Genomic DNA, 25049 nt, shown 5'->3' on the forward strand with positions numbered 1-25049 from the left:
CGCCACCCGGACGAGCGACAAGCGCCACCCGGACGCTGACGCACCGCCCCCGAACGGCCCGAAGGCCCGGAACCGTACGGTTCCGGGCCTTCGTCGCGGGTACTGCCGTCGATCAGTCCAGGTAGTCGCGCAGCACCTGGGAGCGCGACGGGTGGCGCAGCTTCGACATGGTCTTCGACTCGATCTGGCGGATGCGCTCACGGGTGACCCCGTACACCTTGCCGATCTCGTCGAGCGTCTTCGGCTGACCGTCCGTCAGGCCGAAGCGCATCGAGACCACGCCGGCCTCACGCTCGGACAGGGTGTCCAGCACGGAGTGCAGCTGCTCCTGGAGCAGGGTGAAGGAGACCGCGTCGGCCGGGACGACCGCCTCGGAGTCCTCGATCAGGTCACCGAACTCGCTGTCGCCGTCCTCGCCCAGCGGGGTGTGCAGCGAGATCGGCTCGCGGCCGTACTTCTGGACCTCGATGACCTTCTCGGGGGTCATGTCGAGTTCCTTGGCCAGCTCCTCCGGGGTGGGCTCGCGGCCCAGGTCCTGGAGCATCTGGCGCTGGACGCGGGCCAGCTTGTTGATGACCTCGACCATGTGCACCGGGATGCGGATGGTGCGGGCCTGGTCGGCCATGGCGCGGGTGATCGCCTGACGGATCCACCAGGTCGCGTAGGTCGAGAACTTGTAGCCCTTGGTGTAGTCGAACTTCTCGACCGCACGGATCAGACCGAGGTTGCCCTCCTGGATCAGGTCCAGGAAGAGCATGCCGCGGCCGGTGTAGCGCTTGGCCAGCGAGACCACCAGGCGGAGGTTGGCCTCCAGCAGGTGGTTCTTGGCCCGGCGGCCGTCCTCGGCGATGATCTCCAGCTCGCGCTTGAGCTTGGGGGCGAGCTTGTCGGCGGCCGAGAGCTTGTCCTCGGCGAACAGACCGGCCTCGATGCGCTTGGCGAGCTCGACCTCCTGCTCGGCGTTGAGCAGCGGGACCTTGCCGATCTGCTTCAGGTAGTCCTTGACCGGGTCGGCGGTGGCACCGGCGACGGCGACCTGCTGGGCCGGCGCGTCGTCCTCGTCGTCGTCGGAGAGGACGAAGCCCTCCGACTCCTCCTCCGGGCCGGTCTCGGCCTCGGCCTTGTCACCGGGCAGGGCGACGTCCTCGAGCAGCTCCTCCTCGCCGAGCAGCTCCTCGTCGCCACCCTTGCCGGCCTTGGCGGCGGTGGTCTTCTTGGCGGCGGTCTTCTTGGCGGGCGCGGCGGTCTTCTTGGCCGCGGCCTTCTTGGCCGGGGCGGCCTTCTTCGCCGCGACCGACTTCACCTCGGTGACGACGCCGGTCGTCTCCTCGACGGTGATCTCGGCGGACACGGTGGGGGCGGGCGCCGCGGCGGCCGCGACGGCCGGAGCCGCGACGGGGGCGCCGGGGGCGATCCGCACGGGCGGCTTGGTCGGGGCCGACGGAGCGGCCGGGGTCCGGGTGGTGACAGCCTTGGTGGCGGTGCGCTTGGTGGGGCTCTTGGCAGCAACGCTCTTGCGCTTGGCGCCGGCCGGCTCGGCCGCGCTGACCATGAGGTCCACCCCCTCCTCAATCAGCACCTGGTTGAGGCTGCGCATGACGTTCTTCCACTTGGTGACCGGGATCTGGTCCGCCTCGAACGCCTGGCGCACGTCGTCACCGGCGATCTGCCCCTGGGCCTTGCCCCGCTCGATGAGCGCCAGCAGAGCCGCGGACTCGGCGATCTCGGGGGGAAGCGAACGGGATGTGCTGGCCGACACGAACAACCTCTCGGACGATGAGTGGACTCGAACCCGTACCGGCCGCCCGAGCGGGCGGGGAAGGAGATCGCGCGCCTGACGCGCGGTGTCGATTCCGACCGACTCGGGCTTGAGGACTGGGTTTGCAGGACGGCAGCAGCGCCGCGGACCAACACAGCATTCTGACATGTTGGAGTATTCCGGAGCTGCTTCCGCTCAGGACACATCGCTGCTACTCGTCAAGTGTTACGCATGGCCTTGGTGTCGCGGGTCACACCGCTCGGCGCCCGCGGCCCCGGGGCCAGGATCCATCATCGCGCACTCTCGGCCGAGTTGATTGTCATGGACTGGACACCCTATCGAAGTGGCGTGCTCCGCCTTCGCCGCTCCGCCTCACTGCCGCCCGTCGGCCGACCGGGCGGTCGCTGTTGCGCAGAAGCCCTCCGGCTGCGCCGCGCGGTGCGGCCGGAGGGCCCTGGAGGAGCGGACCGCGCCCGGCGCGTCCGCTCGCCGAGAACAGCCCGCTCAGTGCTCCCGGGGCGCGGGGACGGAGGGCTCGATCTCGGGGTGGACGGTGAGCAGCGCCCGCATCGCGACCTCACCCGCGGTGCCGTCGCCGGCGCCCAGCGCGTCCACCAGCCGGGCGTGCAGGCTGACCGAGGACTCGGAGGGCCGCTCGCAGGAGATCGCCGGACCGCCCGAGACCTGCAGCGCACAGGAGACGATCCCGGACAGGTGCTCCAGCATCCGGTTGCCGGCCATCTGCAGGACCAGAACGTGCAGCTCGGCGTCGGCGCGGGTGTAGGTGGAGAGGTCAGCCTGGGCGGCGGCGTGGCCCATGATCTCGACCAGCTCGACCAGTCGCTGCTGGACGTCCTCCCGGCCGTGACCGGCGGCGAGGCGGGCGGCCAGCGGCTCGATCGCCCAGCGGAGCTCGAACAGCTCCCGGCGCTGCTCGTCCCGCTGGGGGCCGAAGGCACGCCACTCGATGATGTCCGGGTCCAGCAGGTTCCAGTCGCCGACCGGGCGGACCCGGGTGCCGACGTTCGGGCGGGCGCTGACCAGGCCCTTGGCCTCCAGCACGCGCAGCGACTCACGGACGACGGTCCGGGAGACCTCGAACCGCTGGCCGATCTCCTCGGGCACCAGCGGACGGTCGGCGCCGAGGTCGCCGGAGACGATCATCTGGCCGAGCTGCTGGACCAGCTGGCCGTGCAGGCCGCGCCCTCGGCTGCTGGTGGTCTTGCGGCCGACCCGGCCGATGTCGGACTCGGCGCCCTCCCAGCGGGGCGCCGGCGGGGTCGGCCGGTCGGCGTACGAGAAGCGGTCCAGATCGCCGGGGCCGTGGATGGGCCCTTCGGTGGAACGGGCGGGGGTCACGGTGGGGTGCGCAAGGGTACTCACGCCTCCTTTGTCGGCGATCGGCAGGCGCAGCTTGAGAATTCTCGTGAAAAGCACACGAAAGGGTGATCGACCGTGACTGGATAATTGACTTCTTATCAGGAAGAACCGCTCATTACGGTCACTGCTGGTCGATCTTGGTGCTTAGGGGCGGCGCGCGGTGCTGGACCGCATGACAGGGGCCCGACGCGAGACGCGGCGGGCCCTGACGCGAGTTGCGGCGACTCCGGGCGGGTTCAGGCGGGTCCAGGCGGCTCTAGAGCGAGCGGCGGCGGGCCTGGATGAGCAGGGCGGCGAGCAGCAGGGCCGCCGCAGGGGCCGCGACCACCCCCAGCAGCGCCGGGTCCGTCAGCGCCGCGCTCCCGGACGCCGCCTCGCGCGCTCCGCCGTACACCCAGCCGTAGGCCCACTCGATGCCGGACTGGAAGGGCAGCAGCTCCGCGGCCCTGGCCGGCCACGGCCGGCCGGTCCCTCGCAGCAGCAGGGCGACGCCGGACTCTAGCAGCGGCGGCAGCGCGCACAGCAGCAGCACCCCGGCGGCGGCGCTGCGGGTCAGCGAGGCGGTCAGCACGCCGGTCCAGGCCGCCACCACGGTCAGCAGGACGAAGGCCAGCAGTGCGGCCGGCGCCCCGTGCCCCACCACCGGCGCCAGCGGGGCGAACACGCCCGGCAGGTCGGCCGGCCCGCTCAGCCCGACGGCGCCCAGCGCCTCGGACACCCGGTCGGACAACGCGCCGGGATCCGTCCAGGCCGCCACCGTCACCCCGCCCGGCAGCGCGAGGTGCACGGCCACCGTGTCGAGCAGCAGGGTTGCCAGCGCCAGCAGCGCCGCCACCGGGCCGACCACCAGCAGCTTGGCCAGCAGCAGCCGCACCCGGCGCGAGTACGCCACCTGCGAGGCCGCCAGCCCCGGGTGGCGCACCTCGTGCCCGTACGAGAGCGCGCCCAGCACTCCGGCTCCGAGCGCCGCGAAGGGCAGCGGGATCAGCGGGACGGCTGCGGTCAGCAGCCGCACCCCGGCCGGGGTGGTCAGTGGGCCCGCCGGGGCCTGGCTCGCCAGGACGGCGGCCACCACGGCGTCGCAGAGCAGGACGGCGGCGAGCAGTAGCCAGGTGGAACGCAGGCCGCGCAGGCGGCGCAGCTCGTAGGCCAGGAAACGCACGGTTCACTCGCTCCGGTGGTCGTCGGGGGTGGCGGGGGCCTTGCCGGTGGTGACCCGGCCGAGGCGGACGGTGTCGTCGGTGAGCAGGTCGGCGGCGCTCTCGCGGCGGCGCGGGGGCTCGGCCTCCGGGCGGACCGGCTCAGTGCGGACCGGCTCGACGGCCTGGGCGGGGCGGGCGAGGGCGGGCAGGGCGGCCGCCACGGCGGCGACGGGCAGCGCGCGGGTGAACCGGACCGCCGCGTCGTCCCGGGGGCGGCCCTCCGAGACGGGCTCGGGGACGGTGGGCTCCGGGACGGTGGGCTCGGGGACGGTGGGTACGGGGACGGTGGGTACGGGGACGGTGGGTACGGGGCGCGCGGGCTGGTGGCCCGGTGTGGCACTCGATTCCGGGGCGGGCGGCGTGGCCCCGGAGGTCGCCGCGTGGGCCTCCTCGTGTGCCCTCCCCGATTCCGACTGGAGGCGGAGGCGACCGGAGCGTCCGGAGGCGACCGGCAGGGCGGCGCGGGGCACCGGCTGCTCGACCACCCGGTCGGCCAGTTCGTGCAGCAGGATCCCGTTGCGGTAGGCGAGTTCGCCGATCTCGGTCCGGTCGATGCCCGCCACCGCCAGACCCGCGCCGCCGTCCGGGCGCACCTCGGCGCCCTGGCTGACCAGCAGATCGGCCAGCCGTGCCATCTGCGGTCCCCGGACGGCCACTTCGAGGCTGAGCCTGGTCCGGCAGAACTCCGCGACCGGCTGGTCGGCCACCAGGCGGCCGCGATCCAGGGTGACCACCCGGTCCGCGAGCTGCGCGGCCTCCTGCGGGGTCCGGGTGGTCACCAGCACCGTTCCGCCCGCGACGGCGAAGGAGCGCAGGAAGGAGTGGAACCACTCGACGTTGCGCGGGGACAGGCCTTCGGTGGGCGCGTCCAGCAGGAGTGTGCCGGGATCGCCGAGTAGCGCGGCGGCCAGCGAGAGCCGACGGTGCATGCCCGGCGAGAAGGTGCGCAGCCGCTGCTCGGCGACGGTGGCCAGCCGGGTCTGCTCCAGCAGTTCGTCGGCCCGCCGTGTGGGGACGCCGACGGCCGCGGCCAGCATCCGCAGGTGGCCGCGCGCCTTGCGTCCCGGGTTTCCGGCCACCGCCGCGGCGCCCTCCCCCAGCCCGGGCAGCAGCACGCCGATCTCACGCTCGGGGCGGCGGATCCGCCGGTAGGGTCGGCCGTCGAAGAGTGTGATGCCCTGGCCGCGTTCGAGTTCGAGCATCAGCCGCACCGCGGTGGACTTGCCGGCCCCCTCGTCGCCGAGCAGCACGGTCACCATGCCGGGCCGGGCATCGAAGGTCAGATCGAGCACGGCGGGCGGTTCGCCCTTGCTGCGGACCTTGGTCAGTCCGGTGATCTGGATCATCGCTGGCTGCTCCCATGCCCTCGGCCGACCTGCTCGACGCCAGCACATTAGGGGTCAGCGCCGCCGATTCCGGGCATTACCGAACCGCCACGGGCCCACCGCCCGTCCACCTCACCCGATCAGGGGACAATCCGATCCTGCGATTCACGGGGCGGGCGTGTTCCGCGGGCCGTCGGTGCTCCGGTCCGGGGTCGGCGGACCGGTCAGCAGGAACTCCGAGGCACCGGGCGGGAGGGTCTGACCGACGCACTCCCCCTGGAACTCCTCGACGGCGGCCTTGCCCGCGGCGGCGATCTCGGCCAGTTGTTCCTCCTCGGCGCTCAGCGTCTCCTGCACGGAGGCGATCGTCGCCGGCTCTGCATGCTCGGCCTTCAGGGCGGCCAGCTGCCTCTCGGTGCTGGTGACAGTCGTGCTGAGGCTCTTGAAGTCCGCCACCTGGCTCTCGATGAGGTTCCGCTGCCTGGCGCAGTTGTCATTGGTGGCCACCACGGGGCTCCCAGGGTCCGAAGGCCTCCGGTCCGGTGACCGAAGCGTCCAACGCCACTGTGCGCCGGTGCCAGCGCGTCGGCTCCCGGGCCGGGGCCGTTCGGCCGCCCCGGGCGGAGCCGGGTGCGGGCGCGACGGAGGGCCCGGGGCCTCCAGTCGCTCAGGAGTCGGGGCGGAGCATGGGCGGATTGAGGACGGTCGCGCCGCCGGCGGTGAAGAGCTGGGCCGGGCGACCGCCCTGACGGGTGGTCGTGCCGCCGGAGGGGAGGAGGAACCCGGGGGTGCCGGTGACCTTGCGGTGGAAGTTGCGCGGATCGAGGGCGACGCCCCAGACGGCCTCGTAGACGCGGCGCAGCTCGCCCACCGTGAACTCGGTCGGGCAGAAGGCGGTGGCGAGGGAGGAGTACTCGATCTTGGAGCGGGCGCGTTCCACGCCGTCGGCGAGGATCAGACCGTGGTCGAAGGCGAGCGGGACTCCGTCAGCCGGGCTCTCCCCGAGGAGTTCGCTGACCGGGGCCCAGCGGGCGCTGCTGGCGTCGCCGCCGGCCCGGGGGGTCGGCAGGTCGGGGGCGAGCACCAGGTAGGCGACGCTGACCACGCGCATTCGGGGGTCGCGCTGCGGGTGGCCGTAGGTGGCGAGCTGCTCCAGGTGGGCACCGGCCGCGCCTGGGCCGACCGCCTCGTGGCCGGGCGCGGAGTGGGCGCGCAGGCCGGTCTCCTCGGCCAGCTCGCGGGAGGCCGCCTCGGCCAGGCCCTCGTCCGGGCGGACGAAGCCGCCGGGCAGTGCCCAGTACCCCTGGTAGGGCGGCTCGCCCCGTCTGACCAGCAGGGCGCAGAGCGAGTGGTCGCGCACCGTCAGAACCACCAGGTCAACCGTGACAGCGAACGGGGGGAAGGCCGACGGATCGTAGCGCGACATGGCGACGATCATAGTCGTCTCTCTGACGATAAGCACAGGCATGTGCACGGAGCGCTCAGCACCGGTGACCGTGGCCGCCCGGCACGGTTCGCGCACGGGCGGCCGCGGGCCGGGCGGCGCGCAGCGTGGGCGCCTGCAGCCGGGCCTGGTGTCAGCGGGCGACCAGCTGCAGCTCCGCGGACGCCTCCTCGACCATCGCGACCCCGATCCGGCTCACCCGGACCGAGAAGGGCTCGCCCGCCACCCGCAGGCCGGTCAGTTCGAGTTCGCCGAGCGGGGCGGTGCTGGCCGGGCGGATCAGGACGCGGCCGCCCGGGACGTCGGGCCGGACTCCGGCGAGCGCGAACACCGCGTGAACGGCTCCGGCCGCGGAGACCGCCGCCGGGCGGCAGGCGGCCGGGTGCGGCACGGGTGGGCAGCCGGGGGTGCGCTGCTCCCCGGCGTACATCTCCGGCAGCCGTCCCTCGAAGTGGGCGGACGCCGCGAGCAGGCCCTCCAGCAGGGTGCCGGCCTCGTTCTCGTGGCCGGCCTCGGCGAGTCCGGCGATCGCCAGCGCCGTCTCGTGGATCCGCACCGCGCCGCCGCGGTGGCCCAGCGGGTTGAAGCGGGGGGACTTGGCGCTGAGCGTCCGCAGGCCCCAGCCGCTGTCCAGTTCAGGCGCGACCAGGCGCTGGGCGAACAGCCGGGTCTGTTCGCGGTCCAGCAGGCCCTCGTGCCGGCCGCCGTCGACGGCGAGCCCGGTGTCGAGCAGGTGCACCAGGGAGGAGGCGACGGCCGGGAGCGGCTGGCCGCCCGGAGCCAGTCCGGCGGCGGGGCGGCCGCCGGAGAGGTCGTCGATCCAGAACCGCTCGCGGAAGCGCCCGCGCAGCTCCGCGGCCCAGCTCCGCCACTCCTCGGCGCCCGGCCTGGCGAAGGCCTCCAGGAGTTCGGCGCCGTGCAGCGCGGCGCGGTGGGCCTGCGCCTGGACCTCGGCGCGGGCGGCCACCGGGTGGGCGGCACGGTCCTGCGCCGGACGGCTCAGATCGGTGACGAAGCCGTCGGCCAGGCCCTCGCGCAGAGCGGCCAGCGCCCGCTCTGCGGCCGGGAGCAGTTCGGCGACCTCCGCCCTGGGCAGGCCCCAACGCCAGGCCTCGGCCAGCACGGTGACGAACAGCAGGGTGGCCTCGGTGGCCGTGCAGGTGGGCGGCAGTTCAGGACCGCCGTGCCGCAGTGCGCCGGGTAGCAGGCCCTCGGTGCGCCCCGGGGCGGGGGTGAGCTGCTGGCGGCGGGCCAGCGCGCGCAGGGTGCCGGCCGCGAGCCGGGTGCCCAGCGGGAGGGTCAGCCGGGCGGCCCAGAGCGCGTCGGCCGGGGCGAGACCGAAGCGCCAGGGCGCACCGGAGGCCGGGTAGAGGTCGGTCGGGCGGTCCGGGTCGGCGAACAGCAACCCGCCGAGGGCGTCCAGGGAGCGGTCGACCAGCAGGGTGGCGCGCGGGTCGTCGCTGCGCATCTCCGGTTCGGCCCAGGGCAGCGGGACGCCGGTGCCGCGCCCGGCGGGCGGGCGCGGGCCGCCGGGGGCACTCTGGAGCTCGGCGCGCAGCTCGACCGACCAGCGGGCGCCGGGCTGGACCTCCAAGTCCCAGCGGAGCACCCCGGCCCCGGCCAGGACGGCGTGCGGGGAGGGCTTGGCGCTGACCACTGCGCTGTGCACCGGGCCGGACCAGCGCAGCCCGGCGGACTGCACCTGGCCGGGCAGGTCGGGCGGGCGGTGTCCGGCGGCGATCTCGCCGACCGGGCCGAGGTCGGTGCCGAGGGCGATCTCCAGCGGCAGCCGGGCGGGCCGGGCGCCGGTGTTGCGCACGGTGACCGTCTCCACGCCGTCCGCGTGGCGCAGCCGCTCGACGGTGAGCGCCGGGTCCGGGTCGAGGTCGCCGGGGACGCGGACGGCGCCGAGGAAGCGGGCCTGAGCGGCGCTGGTCAGGGTGCCCTGGAGCGGCAGCGGCTCCATGCCGCCCAGCCGCAGTTCCATCCGGGCCAGCACCCGGACGCCGTTGCGGTAGAAGCCGTGCAGGCCGTGGCCGCGCAATTGGCCGTCCGGGCCGGAGGCGGCCATCGCGGGGGCGTTGACGCAGAGCAGCGCGTGGTGGACGGCGGGGGGCTGGGGGCGCGGCGGGATCATGGGCCGTCCGGGGCCGACGGGTGCGCCTGCGGGCCCGGTCGCCGGTCCCTGGTCGGGACGGCCGACCGGTCTGGGCGCGCCGACCACGCTCTCGGCCGGCAGGGCCTGTAGTGGCCTCATGGCGGTCACCGGACTCTCCTCCCCTCGGCGGTCCGGTGGCCGTTCAGGCCGGTGGGCCGCGAGCATGCTCGATCGCGTGCTGATGGTGCCTGGCCGGCGGGGCTCGCCCCGTCGGCGGGTGTGCCGTGTCTGGCCGTACCCGGCGGTGGGCCGTGCCATGCGGTGTGCGGTACCGGGCCGGTACCGCGCGCCGCGCCTTCGCGTCGGGCACATCATCGTGCCCGGCACCTCGTCAGGTCCGGCGCCCCGGCCCGCCGGTGACGCCCCGCCCGTGACGCCCTGCCCCGCGGCCCGCACCCGAAGGCCGGCGGTCGTGCTCGGCCGGGTCCGCACCGCCGGACGGCCGCCCGGAACCGGGCTGCGGTCGGACACCGTCCGGGCACAGGGCCCCCAGGGTGAACGCCGCGCACCGCCGCCAGGTCACGCCCGCCGCGGCCGCCGCTGGTCACGCCCGGCCCGCCGGGCGGTCGTGCCGCCTCCGTCGGACCGTCGCGGAAGGCTCTGTCACGCCCCCTGGCACCGGCCGCGTCCTGGGCCTGGCTCCGGCGCCGGGCGGGCGGGGCGGTCGAACCGGTGCTCGACCGCGCCAGGATACGGTGCGGGGGTCGCGGCGCCCGTACCCGGTGACCCCGCGAACCGCGACGCAACCGCTGTGACCAGCAGAGACCGAGGAGTTGCATGTCCACCGTCAGCCGACTGCCCGGGATTGTCACGACCGACCACGTCTTCCAGGTCCCGCTCGACCACGCCGCCCCTGAGGGCGAGCAGATCGAGGTGTACGCCCGCGAGGTGGTGGCCTCCGGCCGCGAGCGGGACGACCTGCCCTGGCTGCTCTTCCTCCAGGGCGGGCCCGGCGGCAAGGCCGCCCGCCCGCTCGGCCGGGACACCTGGCTGGACCGCGCCCTGGACGACTACCGAGTCCTGCTGCTCGACCAGCGCGGCACCGGGCGGTCCACGCCGGCGACCCGGCAGACCCTCGCCCGTCGCGGCGGCCCGCAGGAGCAGGCGGACTACCTGGCCCACTTCCGCGCCGACTCGATCGTCCGGGACGCCGAGCTGATCCGCCACCAGCTGCTCGGCGCCGACAAGCGCTGGAGCGTGCTCGGCCAGAGCTTCGGCGGCTTCTGCACCCTCACCTACCTCTCGTTCGCTCCCGAGGGCCTGACCGAGGCCTTCATCACCGGCGGCCTCGCCGGCCTCCGCAGTTCGGCCGACGACGTCTACCGCGCCGCCTACCCGCGCGTCGTCCGCAAGAACGAGGACCACTACCGCCGCTTCCCGCAGGACGTCGAGGCGGTGCGGCGGATCGTCGCCCACCTCGCCGACTCCCCCGCCTCCCTGCCGGACGGCGGACTGCTCACCGTCGAGGCCTTTCAGGTGCTCGGGATGATGTTCGTCGGAGGCAGCGGCTCCGGCGCCCTGCACTACCTGCTGGAGGAGGCCTGGGTGGAGGGCCCGGCCGGGGCCGAGCTCTCCGATACCTTCCTGGCCGGTGTCCAGGCCCGGCTCTCCTTCGCCGAGGGCCCGCTGTACGCCGTGCTGCACGAGTCGATCTACGGCCAGCGTTCGGTGGACCAGGGCGGCACCGCCTGGTCGGCCGAGCGGGTCCGCAAGGAGTTCCCGGAGTTCGACGCCCGCGCTGCGCTGGAGACCGACGCTCCGGTGCTGTTCACCGGGGAGATGATCTACCCCTGGATGTTCGACACTGACCGGGCGCTGCGCCCGCTGAAGGAGACCGCGGACCTGCTCGCCGCCCGCACCGACTGGCCCGACCTCTACGACCCGGCGCGCCTGGCCGCCAACACCGTGCCCGTCGTGGCGGCGGTGTACCACGACGACATGTGCGTGGACACCGCCGACTCGCTGGAGACCGCCCGCGCGGTGCGCGGCCTGCGGACCTGGATCACCAACGAGTGGGAGCACGACGGCCTGCGGGTGAGCGGCGGCAAGGTGCTGGACCGACTGATCAAGATGGCGCACGGCGAGGCGTAGCAGCCTTCCGACCGGTGGGGCGGCGAGCGGCTCAGTGGGCACGGCGGGCTCCTCTCGCCGCCTGCCGGGTGCCCCGGCACCGGTGGAGCCCGGTGCCGGAGCGGACGGCGGCCGAGGCGCAGGCCGCCGCCCGGCCCAGCCGCACGCCCCGGGCGCGCCCTGCCCCGGTCACCGGACCGCACCCGGGCGCCGAGAGCAGGGCGACCGCCCCGGGGCCGCTTCCCTCCGGCCCCGACTCGCCGGGGCCGGAGGGACCGCCGGGACTGCCGGGACTGCCGGGACTGCCGGATCCGCGATCGGCCGCGACCTCGGCCGTGGACCCGCCCTTACGCCGACCGCCCCGCCGCCGTCGGCGCCCGCCGCCCGGGGCCTGGGCGGGCCCCGGCGGCCCCGTCTCGCCGCCCGTCACGGGCCCGGACTCCGGCTCGGGCCCGGCCTGCGGATCGGCCCCGGACTGCGCAGTGACTGCGCGCTCCTCGCGCCGTCGCCGCTGGGCCTCGACGGCGGCCAGCAGCGGCCCGGGCGTCATGCCGTCGTTCATCGACTCGTACAGCAGCTCGGCCAGCAGGTAGTTCGGGGAGAGCCGCAGGACGTGGCCGAGCACCACCCGGGCGGTGGCCGTGTCCCCGGCGACCCAGGACGCCCAGGCCAGCAGGGTGAGCGGGGCCACCGCGCAGCCCTCGTACGGCGGCACGGCACGCCGGGCGAGGAAGCGCCAGAGGCGCTCGGCGGGAGCGAGCTCGGCGGGCCGGACGTACTCGACGCCGCGGTCCCGGGTGAGGCGGTCCCGCAGGGCGAACAGCAGCCGGGCCGTCCGCTCCTCGTCGAGCTCCCTGGCGCCAGCCGCGAACTCCGCGAAGGCCTGCTCCAGCAGTTCGAGGCCCTGCTCCCGGGAGACGGCCCCGGCGAGGGGTTCGGCCCGCACGAGCGCCTCGCGCTGCGGTGCGTCCTCCGGCGGGCCGGCCGGGGCCAGGGAACCGACGATCGCCTTCCGGCTGCCGCGCGGCACCAGGCCGGCCACCGTCGCGGCGGCGGCCGCCGGCCCCGGGTCGGGCCCGCGCCGCACCGGATTGCCCGCCGGATCGCAGCACCCCTCGCGGCGGCAGAGGAAGGACCACCAGCGGTCGTCCGAGACGCACAGCGACTCCTTGACCGCCACTCCCCTGCGCCCGAAGGCCGCGCGCAGGCCGTCGGCCAGCGGGCGCAGGCGCTCCACCGGCGGCGGTGCGTGCGCCGTGACCGGATCCTGGCAGAGGTAGATGAGCACCTGGAGCGGCCGGCCGCCGTGCCGCTCGGAGAGGGCGACCAGCAGCGCGGCCGTCTCCTCCGCCGCGGCGGGCCACTCCGCGGGCGAGACCGGGAGGTCCGCCCGGATGACCCCGCCCTGGTGCAGGTCGGGGCCCTGGAGGCCGACCGCGACGATGCTGTCGTCGGGATAGAACCCCAGGAAGTAGGGCAACAGCTCGGCCATGTCGGCCGGACCGCGCATGACGACCGGCCGCTGCTCGGAAGCCGGGCCGAGGGACAGGATGACGTGTTCGTTGTTCATCGCGTTCATGGCCGCAAGAGTGCGCGCTATCCGACAGCGACCCCGGAACTTTCTTTTTCCCTGTGGATAACTCGGCCTCCGAATTTTCCGTCGCCCATTCGGAGCACACGACACTCGCTCTGGAGAGTGGATTTCGGCAGCCGTTCAGCTGATCTCCGGATGAAATACACTCCATCTTCCCCTGCACCGCCCCGCCCGCATTCGCCCCTTGTCGGCGGCATGGGGTTACATCGACGCCATGAAGCAGCCCGACATCCACACCACCGCCACCGCCGACCGCACCGAGGTCCGGGCGCAGGCCGAGGCCGTCCTGCGCGAGCTGGCCGGCCCCGCCGCCAGCCTGCGCGATGACCAGTGGACGGCCATCGAGGCCCTCGTGGTCGACCACCGCCGCGCCCTGGTCGTCCAGCGCACCGGCTGGGGGAAGTCCGCGGTCTACTTCATCGCCACCGCCCTGCTCCGCGCCCGCGGCGCCGGGCCGACGGTGATCGTCTCCCCGCTGCTCGCCCTGATGCGCAACCAGGTCGAGTCGGCGGCCCGGGCCGGCATCCACGCCCGCACCATCAACTCGGCCAACACCGAGGAGTGGGACGAGATCCAGTCCGAGGTCGCCGCCGGCAAGGTCGACATCCTGCTGGTCAGCCCCGAGCGGCTGAACAACCCGGACTTCCGCGACCAGGTGCTGCCGAAGCTCGCCGCCTCCACCGGCCTGCTGGTGGTCGACGAGGCCCACTGCATCTCCGACTGGGGCCACGACTTCCGCCCCGACTACCGCCGGCTGCGCACCATGCTCGCCGACCTGCCGCCCGGCGTCCCGGTGCTCGCCACCACCGCCACTGCCAACGCCCGGGTCACCGCGGACGTCGCCGAGCAGCTCGGCACCGGCACCACCGACGAGCACGCCCTGGTGCTGCGCGGTCCGCTCGACCGGGAGAGCCTCACCCTGGGCGTGCTCGCCCTGCCCGATCCGGCGCACCGGCTCGCCTGGCTGGCCGACCACCTCGACCGGCTCCCCGGCTCGGGCATCGTCTACACCCTGACGGTGGCCGCCGCCGAGGAGGTGACGGCCTTCCTGCGCGAGCGCGGCTTCCCGGTGGCCTCCTACTCCGGCCGCACCGAGGACGCCGAGCGCCGCACCGCGGAGGCCGACCTGCTGGCCAACCGGGTCAAGGCGCTGGTCGCCACCTCCGCACTCGGCATGGGCTTCGACAAGCCCGACCTCGGCTTCGTGGTCCACCTGGGCTCGCCCAGTTCGCCGATCGCCTACTACCAGCAGGTCGGCCGGGCCGGGCGCGGTGTGGACCGGGCCGAGGTGCTGCTGCTGCCCGGGCGCGAGGACGAGGCGATCTGGCGCTACTTCGCCTCGCTCGCCTTCCCGCCGGAGGAGCAGGTGCGCCGCACCATCGAAGCGCTCGCCGAGGCCGGCCGCCCGCTCTCCACCGCCGCTCTGGAGCCCAGGGTGGACCTGCGCCGCGCCCGGCTGGAGACCATGCTCAAGGTGCTGGACGTGGACGGCGCCGTCCGCCGGGTCAAGGGCGGCTGGACGGCCACCGGGCAGAGCTGGGAGTACGACACCGCCCGCTACGCCAAGGTCGCCGCCTCCCGGGAGGCCGAGCAGCGGGCGATGCGCGACTACGCCGCGGCCACCGGCTGCCGGATGGAGTTCCTGCGCCGCCAGCTGGACGACGAGCAGGCCGCGCCGTGCGGGCGGTGCGACAACTGCGCGGGGCCGCTGCACACCCCGGAGGTCTCCGACGGAACGCTGGCCGCGGCCCGGGCCGCGCTCGGGCGCCCGGGCGTGAGCTTCGAACCGCGCCGGCTCTGGCCCACCGGGATGGACGCGCTCGGGGTGCCGTTGAAGGGCCGGATCCCGGCGGGCGAGCAGGCGGAGACCGGCCGGGCGCTCGGCCGGCTGTCCGACATCGGCTGGGGCAACCGGCTGCGCACCCTGCTCGCCGAGCAGGCGCCGGACGTGCCGGTGCCCGGCGAGGCGGTGGACGCGCTGGTGGCGGTGCTCGCCGACTGGGCGCGCGGCCCGGGCGGCTGGGCCGGTCCCGCGACGACGGAGGGCGCCCGGCTGGACCGGCCGGTCGGCGTGGTGACCATGGCCTCCTCGACCCGCCCCCAGCTGGTCGGCAGCCTAGGCGCGCGGATCGCCGAGATCGGGCGGCTGCCGCTGCTCGGCCGGATCGAGTACGCCGGCGGGCGGCCCCCGCACGGGGCCCGCAGCAACAGCGCCCAGCGACTCCACTCGCTGGCCGGGGCCCTGGTACTGCCGCCCGAGCTGGAACAGGCGGTGGCGACCGCCGGCGGGCCGGTGCTGCTGGTGGACGATCTCGTGGACTCGGGGTGGACGGTCACCGTGGCCGCCCGGCTGCTGCGCCGGGCGGGGGCCGGGGCGGTGCTGCCGCTGGTACTGGCCGTACAGGGGTGAGCGGGCGGCGACCGGCTGCCGCGCACACGACCGCCTTCACTCGAATGGCCTAACAGAAAGGAGCCGACAGGGCGATTTCGATCACAGCCGAGACCCGACCCGAGAAAGGAGTGCCCACCATGCCGACGACGGTTCGCCATACCCGTCACCCAGCGTGGATCAAGGCCGGGTCGCTCCTGAAGCGCACTCGGGTCGCCGGGGAACATATCCGGCAGAACATGGGCTATCGGGTGGCGTTCATCATTCCATCATTGCCGCTCTGGCCCCGTTACCCCGAGAATTGGGAGGTACCCGAAACCCGGTCCGCTGGATCCGCCCTTCGGCGTACCCAGGCACCCGCCTGCCCACGGGCCAGGAAGGAGGATCGTGATCAACGGTATCGGCCGAGGTCAACATCCCCTCTCCGGGAGTTCGGCGCCCAGACGGCTGCTGGACCTGGAGACCTGGACCGCCTCGGGGATCCCGTTGCTGCGCGATCCGCGCGAGTTCGTCCTGGAACTGCACCAGCGTCACCTGCCCCAGCCGGGCACGGTCGTGGTGGCGGTCCTGGACGCGCTCCACCACCTCGCCGCCTCGGCCTCGTTCACGCCCTGGCCACACGATACCGACGGCTGGCAGCACCGGAACGCCCTGCTGGCGCACCTGCGCCGGGTCACCCCGCACGACCTGCGGCGGCCCGCGCCGACCCGGACGGCCGTGCTGCTGCGCTGCCGCGACGGCGCGCCGGGCTGGACGGAGCAGGACGGCGCCTGGATGTGGGCGCTGCGGGACGCGGCCGGGCTGCACGGGCTGCGCTGCGGCTCGTACATCGGGCTCACCCCGGCGGGCTGGCAGATCCTCGGCGACGGACGGGACGGGCGCAATCCGCACGCGGGTTCGTGGGCGGACGGCCCGGTGCACACCGTGACGGAACTGCCGCCGCGGTCGGCGCTCGACGACGCCCCGCGCAGCCAGCGTGCCCGGCAGCAGGCGGCCGAACAGGCCAAGCGGGTCGACGCTCCGTCGAGCTCCCAGCAGACCGAGCCCCCGTGGATCCCCGCGCGGGTCACGGCCGCGGAACAGGGACGCCGCACCGGCACGCGCTGAGCGACCCCGGACGAGCGGCATGGGCCCCGGACGACCGATACGGGCATCGGATTCCGGCACGGGCACAGCCACGGCACGGGAACGGGCAGCGGGTCAGCGCACTGCGGACGGACCCCGGGCCCGGCACCGTACGGCGCCGGGCCCGGGGTGAAGACGACAGCCGGACCTCCGGTCAGGCCTTGACCGGACGCCCCGGTGCGGCTCCGACCGCCGCCGCGGCAGCCGGGCCGGCCTCCCCGCAGACCACCAGCAGCGCGGTCGCGCGGCCGAGCGCATGGGTGTACGCCTCGGCGGCCCGGGCGGCCGAACCGCCGTTGACCACCAGGACGACCACCTCGCGGCGGATCGGCCGGGTCAGCGCGGCGTCGGCGTAGAACACGTCCCCGCCCTCGGCGAGCTGCGCCCAGTAGCGCTCCTCACCGAAGGAGAGCTCGTGCTGCTGCCAGGGGTGCGCCTCACCGACGGTCAGCACCAGGATGTCGCCCGGGTTGCGGCCGGAGTCCAACAGGCGGTCGACCGCGTCGTCGGCGTGCTCCAGCGCCTGGGCCGGGGCGGCGGCGATGCGCTGGACCTCGACCTGCGGCGTGGCGGGGGCCGGGCGGCGCGGTGCCGGACCGGGCTTGGGGATCAGGCGCGGCGGGCCCGGGCGCTCGGCACGCGGCGGTGCCGGACGCGCGGGCGCCGGACGCGGGCCGGGCACCGGGAGCGGTGCGGCGGCGGTGGTGGATGCGGTGGCGGGTGCGCCGCCGGTGGCAGGCGCGTGGAGGGCTTGTGCGTCCGACTCGCGGGGGAAGGGAACGCCGGGGCCCGGGAGGCTCTCGTGAATCTCCGGCTCCTCGGGGAAGACAGGCATACCCGGATATCTATCAAATGCCGGTCGAACGCGCACGGGCACCCCACCCATTGGGCACCGGGCATCCCCGGCCCCACCCGGGGCAATTCCAGACGGACTGTCAGAAACCGAGCGTCAACTGTTCGTCGGCGGATCCCTCACCCGCGCCCACGACGTCCCGACCGCGCTTCAGATGGCGCCACTTCGGCAGTGCGTCCAAGTACGCCCAGGAGAGCCGGTGGTGCTCGGTGGGGCCGAACTCGTCCAGCGCGGCGCGGTGCACCGGGGAGGGATATCCGGCGTTGTCCGCGAAGCCGTACTCCGGGCAGGGCTCGCCCAATTCGGCCATCAGTCCGTCGCGGTGGACCTTGGCGAGCACCGAGGCGGCGGAGACGCAGATGCAGGACTGGTCGCCCTTGATCACCGTGCGCACCCGCCAGGGGCCGCCGAGGTAGTCGTGCTTGCCGTCCAGGATCACCGCGTCGGGCTCGACCGGCAGCGCCTCCAGCGCGCGAACGGCGGCCAGCCGCAGGGCTGCCGTCATGCCGAGTTCGTCGCACTCCTGCGGCGAGGCGTGACCGAGCGCGTACGCGGTGACCCAGTCGGCGAGCACGGGCGCGAGGGCCTCGCGGCGCAACTCGGTGAGCAGCTTGGAGTCGGTGAGTCCCTCCGGCGCCCTGCGCAGGCCGGTGACGGCCGCGCCGACGGTGACCGGTCCGGCCCAGGCGCCGCGGCCCACCTCGTCCAGCCCGACCACGATCCTGGCGCCCGCCCGGCGCAGCGAGCGTTCGACGGAGTGCGTCGGCGGGACGATGGGCATCACGGACTCCGTTCGGCAAAGCAGCCCCGTCGGGCAGGACAGCCCGGTTCGGGCAAGGCAGCCCGCTCCAGTGGGGCAGTCTCCAGCCTAAGCCCGCTCACGGACACCGCCGGACGCCGCCCGGCACGACCACCCCGGGCCCGGTGCGGCATCGACCACGCCCACGCAAACACCCACGGCTACGGCTACGGCTACGGCTACGGCTACGGCTACGGCTACGGCTACGGCTACCGGATCATCGGGACGAGAACGTCGTCGACCAGCCGGACCGCGAAGCCGGGGGCCAGTCCCCCGTCGAAGACCTTCACCTGGAACATCAGCATCGCCGGGACGACGTCGGCGACCAGCGGAGAGACCGCGCCGGGCCGGACATCGCCGCGGTCGACGCCGCGGCGGAGGATGTCCAGGATGGCGTCCTTGATCGGCCCGATCACCCGCTGCACGATGAAGTCCTTGAACACCTCCGCCTGTTGCTGGGAGAGCTCGGCCATCAGCGCGTGCAGGGCGGCGCCCGCGCGGGAGCAGATCGCGTCCGTGAACAGCTCGATGAGCTGCAGCAACTCGGCCCGGGCGGACCCGAGATCGGGGACCCCGTGAGGGCGTGGGAGAGTGGAGTCCAGGGCGTCGATGACGAGTTCGACCTTGGACGCCCAGCGCCGGTAGAGCGCGGCCTTCCCGGTCCGCGCCGCAACGGCGACGCCTTCCATCGTCAGTCGCGCGTAACCGCCGGAGGTGAGCTGGTCGAGCGCGGCCTCGAAGATCGCGTTCTCCAACTCCTTCCCCCGACGCCGCACCGGTCGCGCCAGCGCCTCCCGGGCGGCCCGCACCGGACAGCAGGGCTCAGGGTCCGCCGCCACGGCCGAGTCCGCAGGCACGTCGGACACCACCGGCGCCACCGACGCCCCAGGCGCCCCAGGCACCACCGACGCCCGGTCCACCGACAGGCGCCGCATCAACCGATCCATCGCCACTCCTTAAGGAACGCTTGCGTTCACTATCAAGACCAGGATATCGTCCAGATTAGTGAACGGCATCGTTCCTTCCTAGGCTGCGCCATCGCGCAGCAGCACGTTCGGGCCAGCGGATCCGCGTCAGACCCAAGCACCCAAGCACCCAAAGCGCCCAAGGCACCCGAGCGCCAAGCACCCAAGCACGTAGCCATCAGGGGGCACATTCGTGGCTATCTCCGACACGCTCAGCAAGAACTCACCGCCGAAGGGCGGCCAGAACCGGGGGAAGGGCATCACCCTGGCCGTCATCGCGGCCACCCAGCTCATGGTGGTGCTCGACGCGACCATCGTGAACATCGCGCTGCCGCACATCAAGGACGCGCTGAACTTCTCCACCACCGACCTGTCGTGGGTCATCAACGCCTACACGCTGACCTTCGGCGGACTGCTGCTGCTCGGCGGTCGGGCGGGCGACATCCTCGGCCGCCGCCGGGTGTTCATCTTCGGCACCCTGTTGTTCGGCCTGGCCTCGCTGCTGGGCGGCTTCGCCCAGGACAGCACGCTACTGCTGGCCGCCCGCGCGCTCCAGGGCATCGGTGGCGCGATCTGTTCACCGACCGCCTTCGCCCTGATCGCCACCAACTTCGAGGAGGGACCGGAACGCAACAAGGCGTTCGGCGTCTTCTCGGCGGTGGCCGGTTCGGGTGCCGCGATCGGCCTGCTGGCCGGCGGCGTGCTCACCGAGTACCTGAACTGGCGCTGGGTGTTCTTCGTCAACGTGCCGATCGCCATCCTGATCGCGATCGCCGCGCCGCGCTACATCGCCGAGTCCGAGCGCCACCCGGGTCGCTTCGACCTGCCGGGCGCCTTCGCCTCGACGCTCGGCCTGGTCGGCCTGGTCTACGGCTTCATCCGGGCCGCCTCGGACGGCTGGTCGGACGGCCTGACGCTCGGCTCCTTCGCCGGCGGCGCGATCCTGCTGGCCGCGTTCTTCGTGATCGAGCGGCGCACCGACCAGCCGATCACCCCGCTGCACCTGTTCTCCAACCGCAACCGCACCGGCGGCCTGGTGATGATGCTCTGCCTGGCCGCGGCCATGTTCGGCATCTTCTTCTACGTCGTCCTGTTCGTACAGGGACCGCTCGGATACAGCCCGCTCAAGGCAGGCGTATCGTTCCTGCCGATCAGCGTGTCGATCATCATCGCCGCACAGGTCGCGTCCAGCCTCCAGGCCAAGTACGGCCCGAAGCCGTTCATGGCGGGCGGCGCACTGCTGGTCACCGTCGGCCTCACCTGGCTGACCCAGATCCACAAGGACAGCGGCTACGTCGACGGCGTGCTCGCCCCCACGGTGATCTTCGGCTTCGGCATGGGCCTGATCTTCGTCCCGGTGATGCTGCTCTCGGTCGCGGGCGTGCCGGGCGAGGAGACCGGTGCCGCCTCCGGTCTGCTCAACTCCATGCAGCAGATCGGGGGTTCGCTCGGGCTGTCGATCCTGACCACGGTTTTCGCGCACTACGCCGCGCCCGAGTTCCAGGCGCAGTTGCCCAAGTTCCTGCAGACGGCCTCACCGGACCAGCTTGCCTACCTGCACGAGAAGAAGGACTTCCCGTCGGGTTCCGACGCCGCCAACTCGGTGCTCGCCCAGGGGATTTCGCACGGCTTCATCGTCGGCGCGGCGCTCGCCGGGGTCGCATTGCTGATCGCGGTCTTCGTGATCAAGGCGAAGGCCAGTGACCTGCCGAGCGGCGACAACGCCGGCGTCGCGATGCACTGAGCCACCACCGGAACCGCCACCGGTACCACCACCCCGGGCCCGCCGGGAGCCGTACGCTCCCGGCGGGCCCGTCGCATGCCCAGCGGTCAGAAATACGGGTCGACGTGCAGTCCCGCCCGCTCGCAGGCACTCGCGGTCGCGCGCCCGCCTTCGACCAACGGCCGTGCGGCCAGGATCTCGCGGGCCCGGGCGGCGGAGCGGCTGGTCGCGTACCAGGGCCCGGGGTCGTTCGCCAGGTCGGCTCGGATCAGTTCGAGCGCACAGATCCGTTGGGGGTTCGGCAGCCGGCCCAGGGCGGGCACCGCGTCCGCCGACAGTTCGCGGACGTTGCGCAGGTCGATCTGCTGCGAGCGCTCGTACCGGGCCACGTTCTGCTCCGCGATGATCGCGTCCGGCCCCATCAGCCCGTACACCGCGACGGTGAGCATGCCGCTGAGGACGACGGCGCGCGGCAGCCAGCGGGCGCCGCGGGTGAACCCGGCGGTGATCAGCAGCAGGAAGACGACGCCCAGCCAGATCTCGACCACCAGCACCCACAGCCGCAGCCGGGTGAGCCCGGAGGCGTCCACGTAGAACCACATCCGACCGAGCGCCGAGGCGACCACCGCCAGCGCGAGCAGGCAGAGCAGCCCGAGCAGGATCCGCGTCAGCCGACGGTCGGCCGGGGTGGTGCGCGGGGCCCAGCGCTTGGCGACGGCCACCACGACCAGGGTCAGCACGGTGATCACGCTCAGCTGCCAGAAGCCCTGACGGGCGTACGCGGAGCGGCTCATGCCGGTGTTGCTCAGTACGGCGTCGGCACCGCCGAGCACCACCATCGCCTGGATCACCGCGAACGCGCCGAACATCAGGTTGAGCGCGACCAGGGGCAGTGCCCACTCCAGCCGCCGACGCTCCCGCCCCGGGCGGACCACCAGCCGGTCCCAGCGGCGCGGGCCGGCCGCGATGTGCGCGAAGCCCAGCGCGGTGAGCGTCCCGAGCGCGAACAGCAGCCCGCGCAGGGGCAGCTGGTGGACGTCGATGCTGGGGCTCAGGCCGGCCAGCAGGTCCGCCATGGCGACGTCGGCGCTGGCGAACAGCAGGCCGAAGACGGTCAGCAGGACGGCGGCGACGGCGAGCGCCTTGAGCACCGGGACGATCCGGCCGCGGCCGGGCAGCGGCCGCCCCTCCATGGCGCCCCAGACCCAGCCCACGCCCGGCACCGGCTGCCAGAGCACGGCGGGCAGCGCGAGCAGCACCCCCGACCAGCGGCGGCCGCCGTGCAGGGCGAGCGAGGCCAGGCCCAGCGCGCAGCCGGAGGCCAGCAGCGCGGGCCAGCCCGCGTCCCAGAAGGCCGGGACGGCGGCCAGAGCGAGGGCCAGCAGGCTCCAGACGACCGTCCAGGGCCTGATCCGGCGACCGGCCGCGCGGGCGACGACACCGGCGACGACGGCCGCGGCGACGCCGCAGATCAGCAGGTTGGCACCCACCCCGTCGTACAGCAACCAGGCCGTCAGCAGGCCGGTGAGCAGCGCGAACAGCAGGATCCGGGGCGTGGCCGCCGCCCGCCGCTCGGGGTCGGTGGCGTGCAGCCGGTCCCCGATCGTCGGCCCGGACGCTTCGGGCGAGCCGTCCGGCCCGCCGGGCCGGTACGGACCGGACGACGGACCCCGGCCAGACGACGGACCCCGGCCAGACGACGAGCCTCGGCCGGACGACGCGGACGGCCCGTGCGGGGCCGCCGACGCGTACGGCGCGTACGGGTCCGCAGACGCGTACGGCGCGTACGGGTCCGCAGACGCGTACGGCGCGTACGGGTCCCCCGACGCCTGCGGCTCGGACGCGGGCTGCGGATCGGTCGGGGCAGGCGTGGACGGGCCTGTCATGAGTCCCCCTCGGTGGTCGACGGGCATGCGGAGGCCGCCCTCCGGGCGGTCCGCGGGCGGGCGTGTCAACGCCTCCGCCGCTGCCGACTGTAGACCATTCTGAACAAGTTCAAAAGTTACTTCTGAACATGTTCAGAATCACCTGACCGCGGGTGCTCCCCCTCCGCAGCCGCCCGTACTACCCCTTCACCGACCCGGCCAACAGCCCCCGGACGAAGTACCGCTGCAGGCTGAAGAAGACGATCAGCGGCACGATGATCGACAGGAATGCCCCGGCCGTGAGCAGCTCCCAGCGCCCGCCGAGCGAGCCGGACAGCTGCGCCAGCCGGACCGTCATCGGCGCCACCTCCGGCGTGCCGCCGGCGAAGGTGAGGGCGACCAGCAGGTCGTTCCAGACCCACAGGAACTGGAAGATCGCGAAGGAGGCCAGCGCCGGCGCGCACAGCGGCAGCACGATCGAGCGGAAGATCTTGAAGTGCGAGGCGCCGTCCACCACCGCCGCCTCCATCAGGTCGCGCGGCAGCTGGGCGATGAAGTTGTGCAGCAGGAACACCGCCAGCGGCATCGCGAACATGGTGTGCGCCAGCCAGACCGGCGCGTAGCTCCCCTTCAGGTCCACCGCCGGGATCAGCGTCAGCGAGCCCAGGTGCGCGCCGCTGGAGAACAGCCGCAGCAGCGGGATCAGCGCCATCTGGAGCGGCACCACCTGGAGCGCGAACACCGTGAAGAACACCGCGTCGCTCCCCCGGAACCGCACCCAGGCCAGCGCGTACGCCGCCATCGCCGCGAGCACCAGCGGGAAGAGGGTGGCCGGGATGCTGATCGCCAGCGAGTTCACCAGGAAGGGCATCAGCCCGGTGGAGCCGCCGGAGCCGCCCTCGAACAGCACCGAGTGGTAGTTGCCGAGGCCGAAGTCCGGGTGGATCAGGGCGTTCCACCAGCCGTCCGTGGTCACGTCCTGCTTGGGGCGCAGCGAGGTCACCAGCAGACCGAGGGTCGGGATCGTCCAGAGCACCGTCATCGCGATCACGAACGCCGAGGCCAGCGGGCTGCTGAAGGACTTCCGCACCGGGTTGCGGTGACGGCCGGTCCCCCCGCCTCTCACCGCGCTCCGGTCACTCACCGCGCTTCGACCGCCCGCCGCGCTACGACCGCCCACCGCGCTACGACCGCCCACCGCGCTTCGATCGCTCACCGCACCTCACGCTCCCTCCGCAGCTGGACGATGTTGTAGGCCACCAGCGGCAGCACCGCGAGGAACAGCAGCACCGCGAGGGCGCCGCCCCGCCCGTCGTCGAACTGCACGAAGGACTGCGAGTACATCTCGTTGGCCAGCACCTGGGTGCCGAAGTTGCCGCCGGTCATGGTTCGGACGATGTCGAAGGCCTTCAGCGTGATGATCATGACGGTGGTCAGCACGACCATCACCGTGGTGCGGATCATCGGCACGGTGACGTGCCAGAACAGCCGCACCCCGGTCGCGCCGTCCAGCCGGGCCGCCTCCACCACCTCGTCCGGGATCGCCTTGATCGCCGCCGACAGCACCACCATCGCGAACCCGGTCTGCACCCAGACCATCACCGCCATCAGCAGGAAGGTGTTCAGCGGCTGGCTGAGCAGCCAGTTCGGCGGGTCCGACCAGCCCACCGCGTGGGCGAGTTGGCTGAGCAGGCCGATCTGCGGCTGGTCCTTCCCGCGCGCCTCGTAGACGAACTTGAAGATGATCGAGGCGCCGACCAGCGAGATCGCCATCGGCATGAAGATCAGCGACTTGTACACGGCCTGGCCGCGCATCCGGTCCACCAGCAGCGCCAGCACCAGGCCGAGGCCGGTCGCCGCCAACGGCGCGACCACCAGCCACAGCAGGGTGTTGACCAGCACCTTCTGCACCGAGTCGGTGGTGAAGGCCCAGCCGAAGTTCTCGCCGCCGACGAACTTGCTGCCGTCCGCGTTGTGCAGGCTCAGGTAGACGGTGCGGATCAGCGGCGCCACCAGGCCGACCACCAGCAGCAGCACGGCCGGGCCGAGGAAGACCAGCACGGCCAGCGGTCGGGCCAGGCGGCCCCGGGCCCGGCCGGCCGCCAGGAAGACCACCAGCAGGATGCCGAGGAAGCCCGCGATCGCGCCGATGCTGTTGCCGAACTTGACCGCCGCGTCACCCCAGGCGCCGACGGCCAGCGGGCCGGCGGCCGGCGGGGAGCCGGATACGGACATGGCTCTACGTCCCTTCGAGTCCGGTGGGAAGGGGGGCGGGGGGGGGGGGGGGGGGGGGCCCCCCCCCCCCCCCCCGGGGGTGGCCCCCGCGGCCGCCCCCCCCCGGGGCCCCCCCGGGGACCCCCCCCCCCCGCCCCCCCCCCCCCCCCCCCCCCCCCCCGCC

Annotated in this window: 18 protein-coding genes; 4 read left to right on the plus strand and 14 right to left on the minus strand. The window is 73.8% G+C overall.

What is annotated here, in order from left to right:
- Positions 1-112 precede the first annotated feature (112 nt).
- From ACIG5E_RS24385 to ACIG5E_RS24415, 7 genes are all read right to left on the minus strand, one after another.
- On the minus strand, positions 113-1765 hold the full coding sequence (locus ACIG5E_RS24385; protein ID WP_396536583.1) for an RNA polymerase sigma factor: 1653 nt from the start codon (positions 1763-1765) through the stop codon (positions 113-115).
- Positions 1766-2263: 498 nt separating this feature from the next.
- The gene (locus ACIG5E_RS24390; RefSeq protein ID WP_396536585.1) at positions 2264-3196 is read right to left on the minus strand and encodes a FadR/GntR family transcriptional regulator; all 933 of its coding nucleotides are present in this window, start codon (positions 3194-3196) and stop codon (positions 2264-2266) included.
- Positions 3197-3395: 199 nt separating this feature from the next.
- Positions 3396-4301 carry a hypothetical protein gene (locus tag ACIG5E_RS24395; RefSeq protein WP_396536587.1) on the minus strand — a complete coding sequence of 302 codons (906 nt, stop codon included), beginning with the start codon at positions 4299-4301 and terminating at the stop codon, positions 3396-3398.
- Between the two features lie 3 nt (positions 4302-4304).
- Entirely contained in the window at positions 4305-5687 is a 1383-nt protein-coding gene (locus ACIG5E_RS24400) for an ATP-binding cassette domain-containing protein (RefSeq protein WP_396536589.1), read from the minus strand.
- 144 nt (positions 5688-5831) lie between these two features.
- On the minus strand, positions 5832-6173 hold the full coding sequence (locus ACIG5E_RS24405) for a hypothetical protein (protein ID WP_396536591.1): 342 nt from the start codon (positions 6171-6173) through the stop codon (positions 5832-5834).
- A gap of 160 nt (positions 6174-6333) precedes the next feature.
- Positions 6334-7092, minus strand: coding sequence for an NUDIX domain-containing protein (locus ACIG5E_RS24410; RefSeq protein WP_396239053.1), 759 nt, complete (start codon positions 7090-7092; stop codon positions 6334-6336).
- Between the two features lie 151 nt (positions 7093-7243).
- Positions 7244-9367 (minus strand): glycogen debranching N-terminal domain-containing protein, encoded by a 2124-nt coding sequence (locus tag ACIG5E_RS24415; RefSeq protein ID WP_396536718.1) that lies wholly within the window; start codon positions 9365-9367, stop codon positions 7244-7246.
- Between the two features lie 678 nt (positions 9368-10045).
- Here ACIG5E_RS24415 and ACIG5E_RS24420 point away from each other — a divergent pair.
- On the plus strand, positions 10046-11359 hold the full coding sequence (locus ACIG5E_RS24420; RefSeq protein WP_396536594.1) for an alpha/beta fold hydrolase: 1314 nt from the start codon (positions 10046-10048) through the stop codon (positions 11357-11359).
- 31 nt (positions 11360-11390) lie between these two features.
- On the opposite strand, the gene ACIG5E_RS24425 is transcribed toward ACIG5E_RS24420, so the two are convergent.
- On the minus strand, positions 11391-12917 hold the full coding sequence (locus ACIG5E_RS24425) for a DUF4192 domain-containing protein (protein ID WP_396536596.1): 1527 nt from the start codon (positions 12915-12917) through the stop codon (positions 11391-11393).
- A gap of 229 nt (positions 12918-13146) precedes the next feature.
- Between ACIG5E_RS24425 and ACIG5E_RS24430 the strand changes: the two genes are divergently transcribed.
- Both ACIG5E_RS24430 and ACIG5E_RS24435 read left to right on the plus strand, forming a co-directional pair.
- Positions 13147-15342 (plus strand): RecQ family ATP-dependent DNA helicase, encoded by a 2196-nt coding sequence (locus ACIG5E_RS24430; RefSeq protein ID WP_396536598.1) that lies wholly within the window; start codon positions 13147-13149, stop codon positions 15340-15342.
- A 366-nt stretch (positions 15343-15708) separates the two neighbouring features.
- The gene (locus tag ACIG5E_RS24435) at positions 15709-16428 is read left to right on the plus strand and encodes a hypothetical protein (protein ID WP_396536600.1); all 720 of its coding nucleotides are present in this window, start codon (positions 15709-15711) and stop codon (positions 16426-16428) included.
- A 172-nt stretch (positions 16429-16600) separates the two neighbouring features.
- Here the strand turns inward: ACIG5E_RS24435 and ACIG5E_RS24440 are convergent, their stop codons facing one another.
- The 3 genes from ACIG5E_RS24440 to ACIG5E_RS24450 all read right to left on the minus strand — a co-directional run bounded on the left by ACIG5E_RS24440 (position 16601) and on the right by ACIG5E_RS24450 (position 19045).
- Positions 16601-17281 carry a hypothetical protein gene (locus ACIG5E_RS24440; protein WP_396536602.1) on the minus strand — a complete coding sequence of 227 codons (681 nt, stop codon included), beginning with the start codon at positions 17279-17281 and terminating at the stop codon, positions 16601-16603.
- 100 nt (positions 17282-17381) lie between these two features.
- Complete coding sequence (locus ACIG5E_RS24445) at positions 17382-18080, minus strand: ribonuclease HII (RefSeq protein WP_396536604.1); 699 nt, start codon at positions 18078-18080, stop codon at positions 17382-17384.
- Positions 18081-18307: 227 nt separating this feature from the next.
- Positions 18308-19045 (minus strand): TetR/AcrR family transcriptional regulator, encoded by a 738-nt coding sequence (locus ACIG5E_RS24450; protein WP_396536606.1) that lies wholly within the window; start codon positions 19043-19045, stop codon positions 18308-18310.
- A gap of 211 nt (positions 19046-19256) precedes the next feature.
- On the opposite strand from ACIG5E_RS24450, the gene ACIG5E_RS24455 reads away from it, so the two are divergent.
- The gene (locus ACIG5E_RS24455; RefSeq protein WP_396536608.1) at positions 19257-20807 is read left to right on the plus strand and encodes an MFS transporter; all 1551 of its coding nucleotides are present in this window, start codon (positions 19257-19259) and stop codon (positions 20805-20807) included.
- 86 nt (positions 20808-20893) lie between these two features.
- Here ACIG5E_RS24455 and ACIG5E_RS24460 read toward each other — a convergent pair whose 3' ends face one another.
- The 3 genes from ACIG5E_RS24460 to ACIG5E_RS24470 all read right to left on the minus strand — a co-directional run bounded on the left by ACIG5E_RS24460 (position 20894) and on the right by ACIG5E_RS24470 (position 24886).
- Positions 20894-22672: a DUF4153 domain-containing protein gene (locus ACIG5E_RS24460; RefSeq protein ID WP_396536610.1), complete on the minus strand. Its 1779-nt coding sequence runs from the start codon at positions 22670-22672 to the stop codon at positions 20894-20896.
- A 178-nt stretch (positions 22673-22850) separates the two neighbouring features.
- A complete protein-coding gene (locus ACIG5E_RS24465; RefSeq protein WP_396536612.1) occupies positions 22851-23741 on the minus strand; it encodes a carbohydrate ABC transporter permease in 891 nt (296 codons plus the stop codon).
- Between the two features lie 122 nt (positions 23742-23863).
- Positions 23864-24886, minus strand: a complete 1023-nt coding sequence (locus ACIG5E_RS24470) for a carbohydrate ABC transporter permease (RefSeq protein ID WP_396536614.1) — start codon at positions 24884-24886, stop codon at positions 23864-23866.
- Positions 24887-25049: the final 163 nt, after the last annotated feature.

Source organism: Kitasatospora sp. NPDC053057 (assembly GCF_044546945.1).
GTDB lineage: Bacteria > Actinomycetota > Actinomycetes > Streptomycetales > Streptomycetaceae > Kitasatospora.

Excerpts from the sequence above, each read along its gene's own strand:
- ACIG5E_RS24400 (WP_396536589.1), bottom strand. The coding sequence starts at position 5,687 with ATGATCCAGATCACCGGACTGACCAAGGTCCGCAGCAAGGGCGAACCG.
- ACIG5E_RS24410 (WP_396239053.1), bottom strand. The coding sequence starts at position 7,092 with ATGTCGCGCTACGATCCGTCGGCCTTCCCCCCGTTCGCTGTCACGGTT.
- ACIG5E_RS24415 (WP_396536718.1), bottom strand. The coding sequence starts at position 9,367 with ATGAGGCCACTACAGGCCCTGCCGGCCGAGAGCGTGGTCGGCGCGCCC.
- ACIG5E_RS24420 (WP_396536594.1), top strand. The coding sequence starts at position 10,046 with ATGTCCACCGTCAGCCGACTGCCCGGGATTGTCACGACCGACCACGTC.
- ACIG5E_RS24425 (WP_396536596.1), bottom strand. The coding sequence starts at position 12,917 with ATGAACGCGATGAACAACGAACACGTCATCCTGTCCCTCGGCCCGGCT.
- ACIG5E_RS24430 (WP_396536598.1), top strand. The coding sequence starts at position 13,147 with ATGAAGCAGCCCGACATCCACACCACCGCCACCGCCGACCGCACCGAG.
- ACIG5E_RS24440 (WP_396536602.1), bottom strand. The coding sequence starts at position 17,281 with ATGCCTGTCTTCCCCGAGGAGCCGGAGATTCACGAGAGCCTCCCGGGC.
- ACIG5E_RS24445 (WP_396536604.1), bottom strand. The coding sequence starts at position 18,080 with ATGCCCATCGTCCCGCCGACGCACTCCGTCGAACGCTCGCTGCGCCGG.
- ACIG5E_RS24450 (WP_396536606.1), bottom strand. The coding sequence starts at position 19,045 with ATGGATCGGTTGATGCGGCGCCTGTCGGTGGACCGGGCGTCGGTGGTG.
- ACIG5E_RS24460 (WP_396536610.1), bottom strand. The coding sequence starts at position 22,672 with ATGACAGGCCCGTCCACGCCTGCCCCGACCGATCCGCAGCCCGCGTCC.
- ACIG5E_RS24470 (WP_396536614.1), bottom strand. The coding sequence starts at position 24,886 with ATGTCCGTATCCGGCTCCCCGCCGGCCGCCGGCCCGCTGGCCGTCGGC.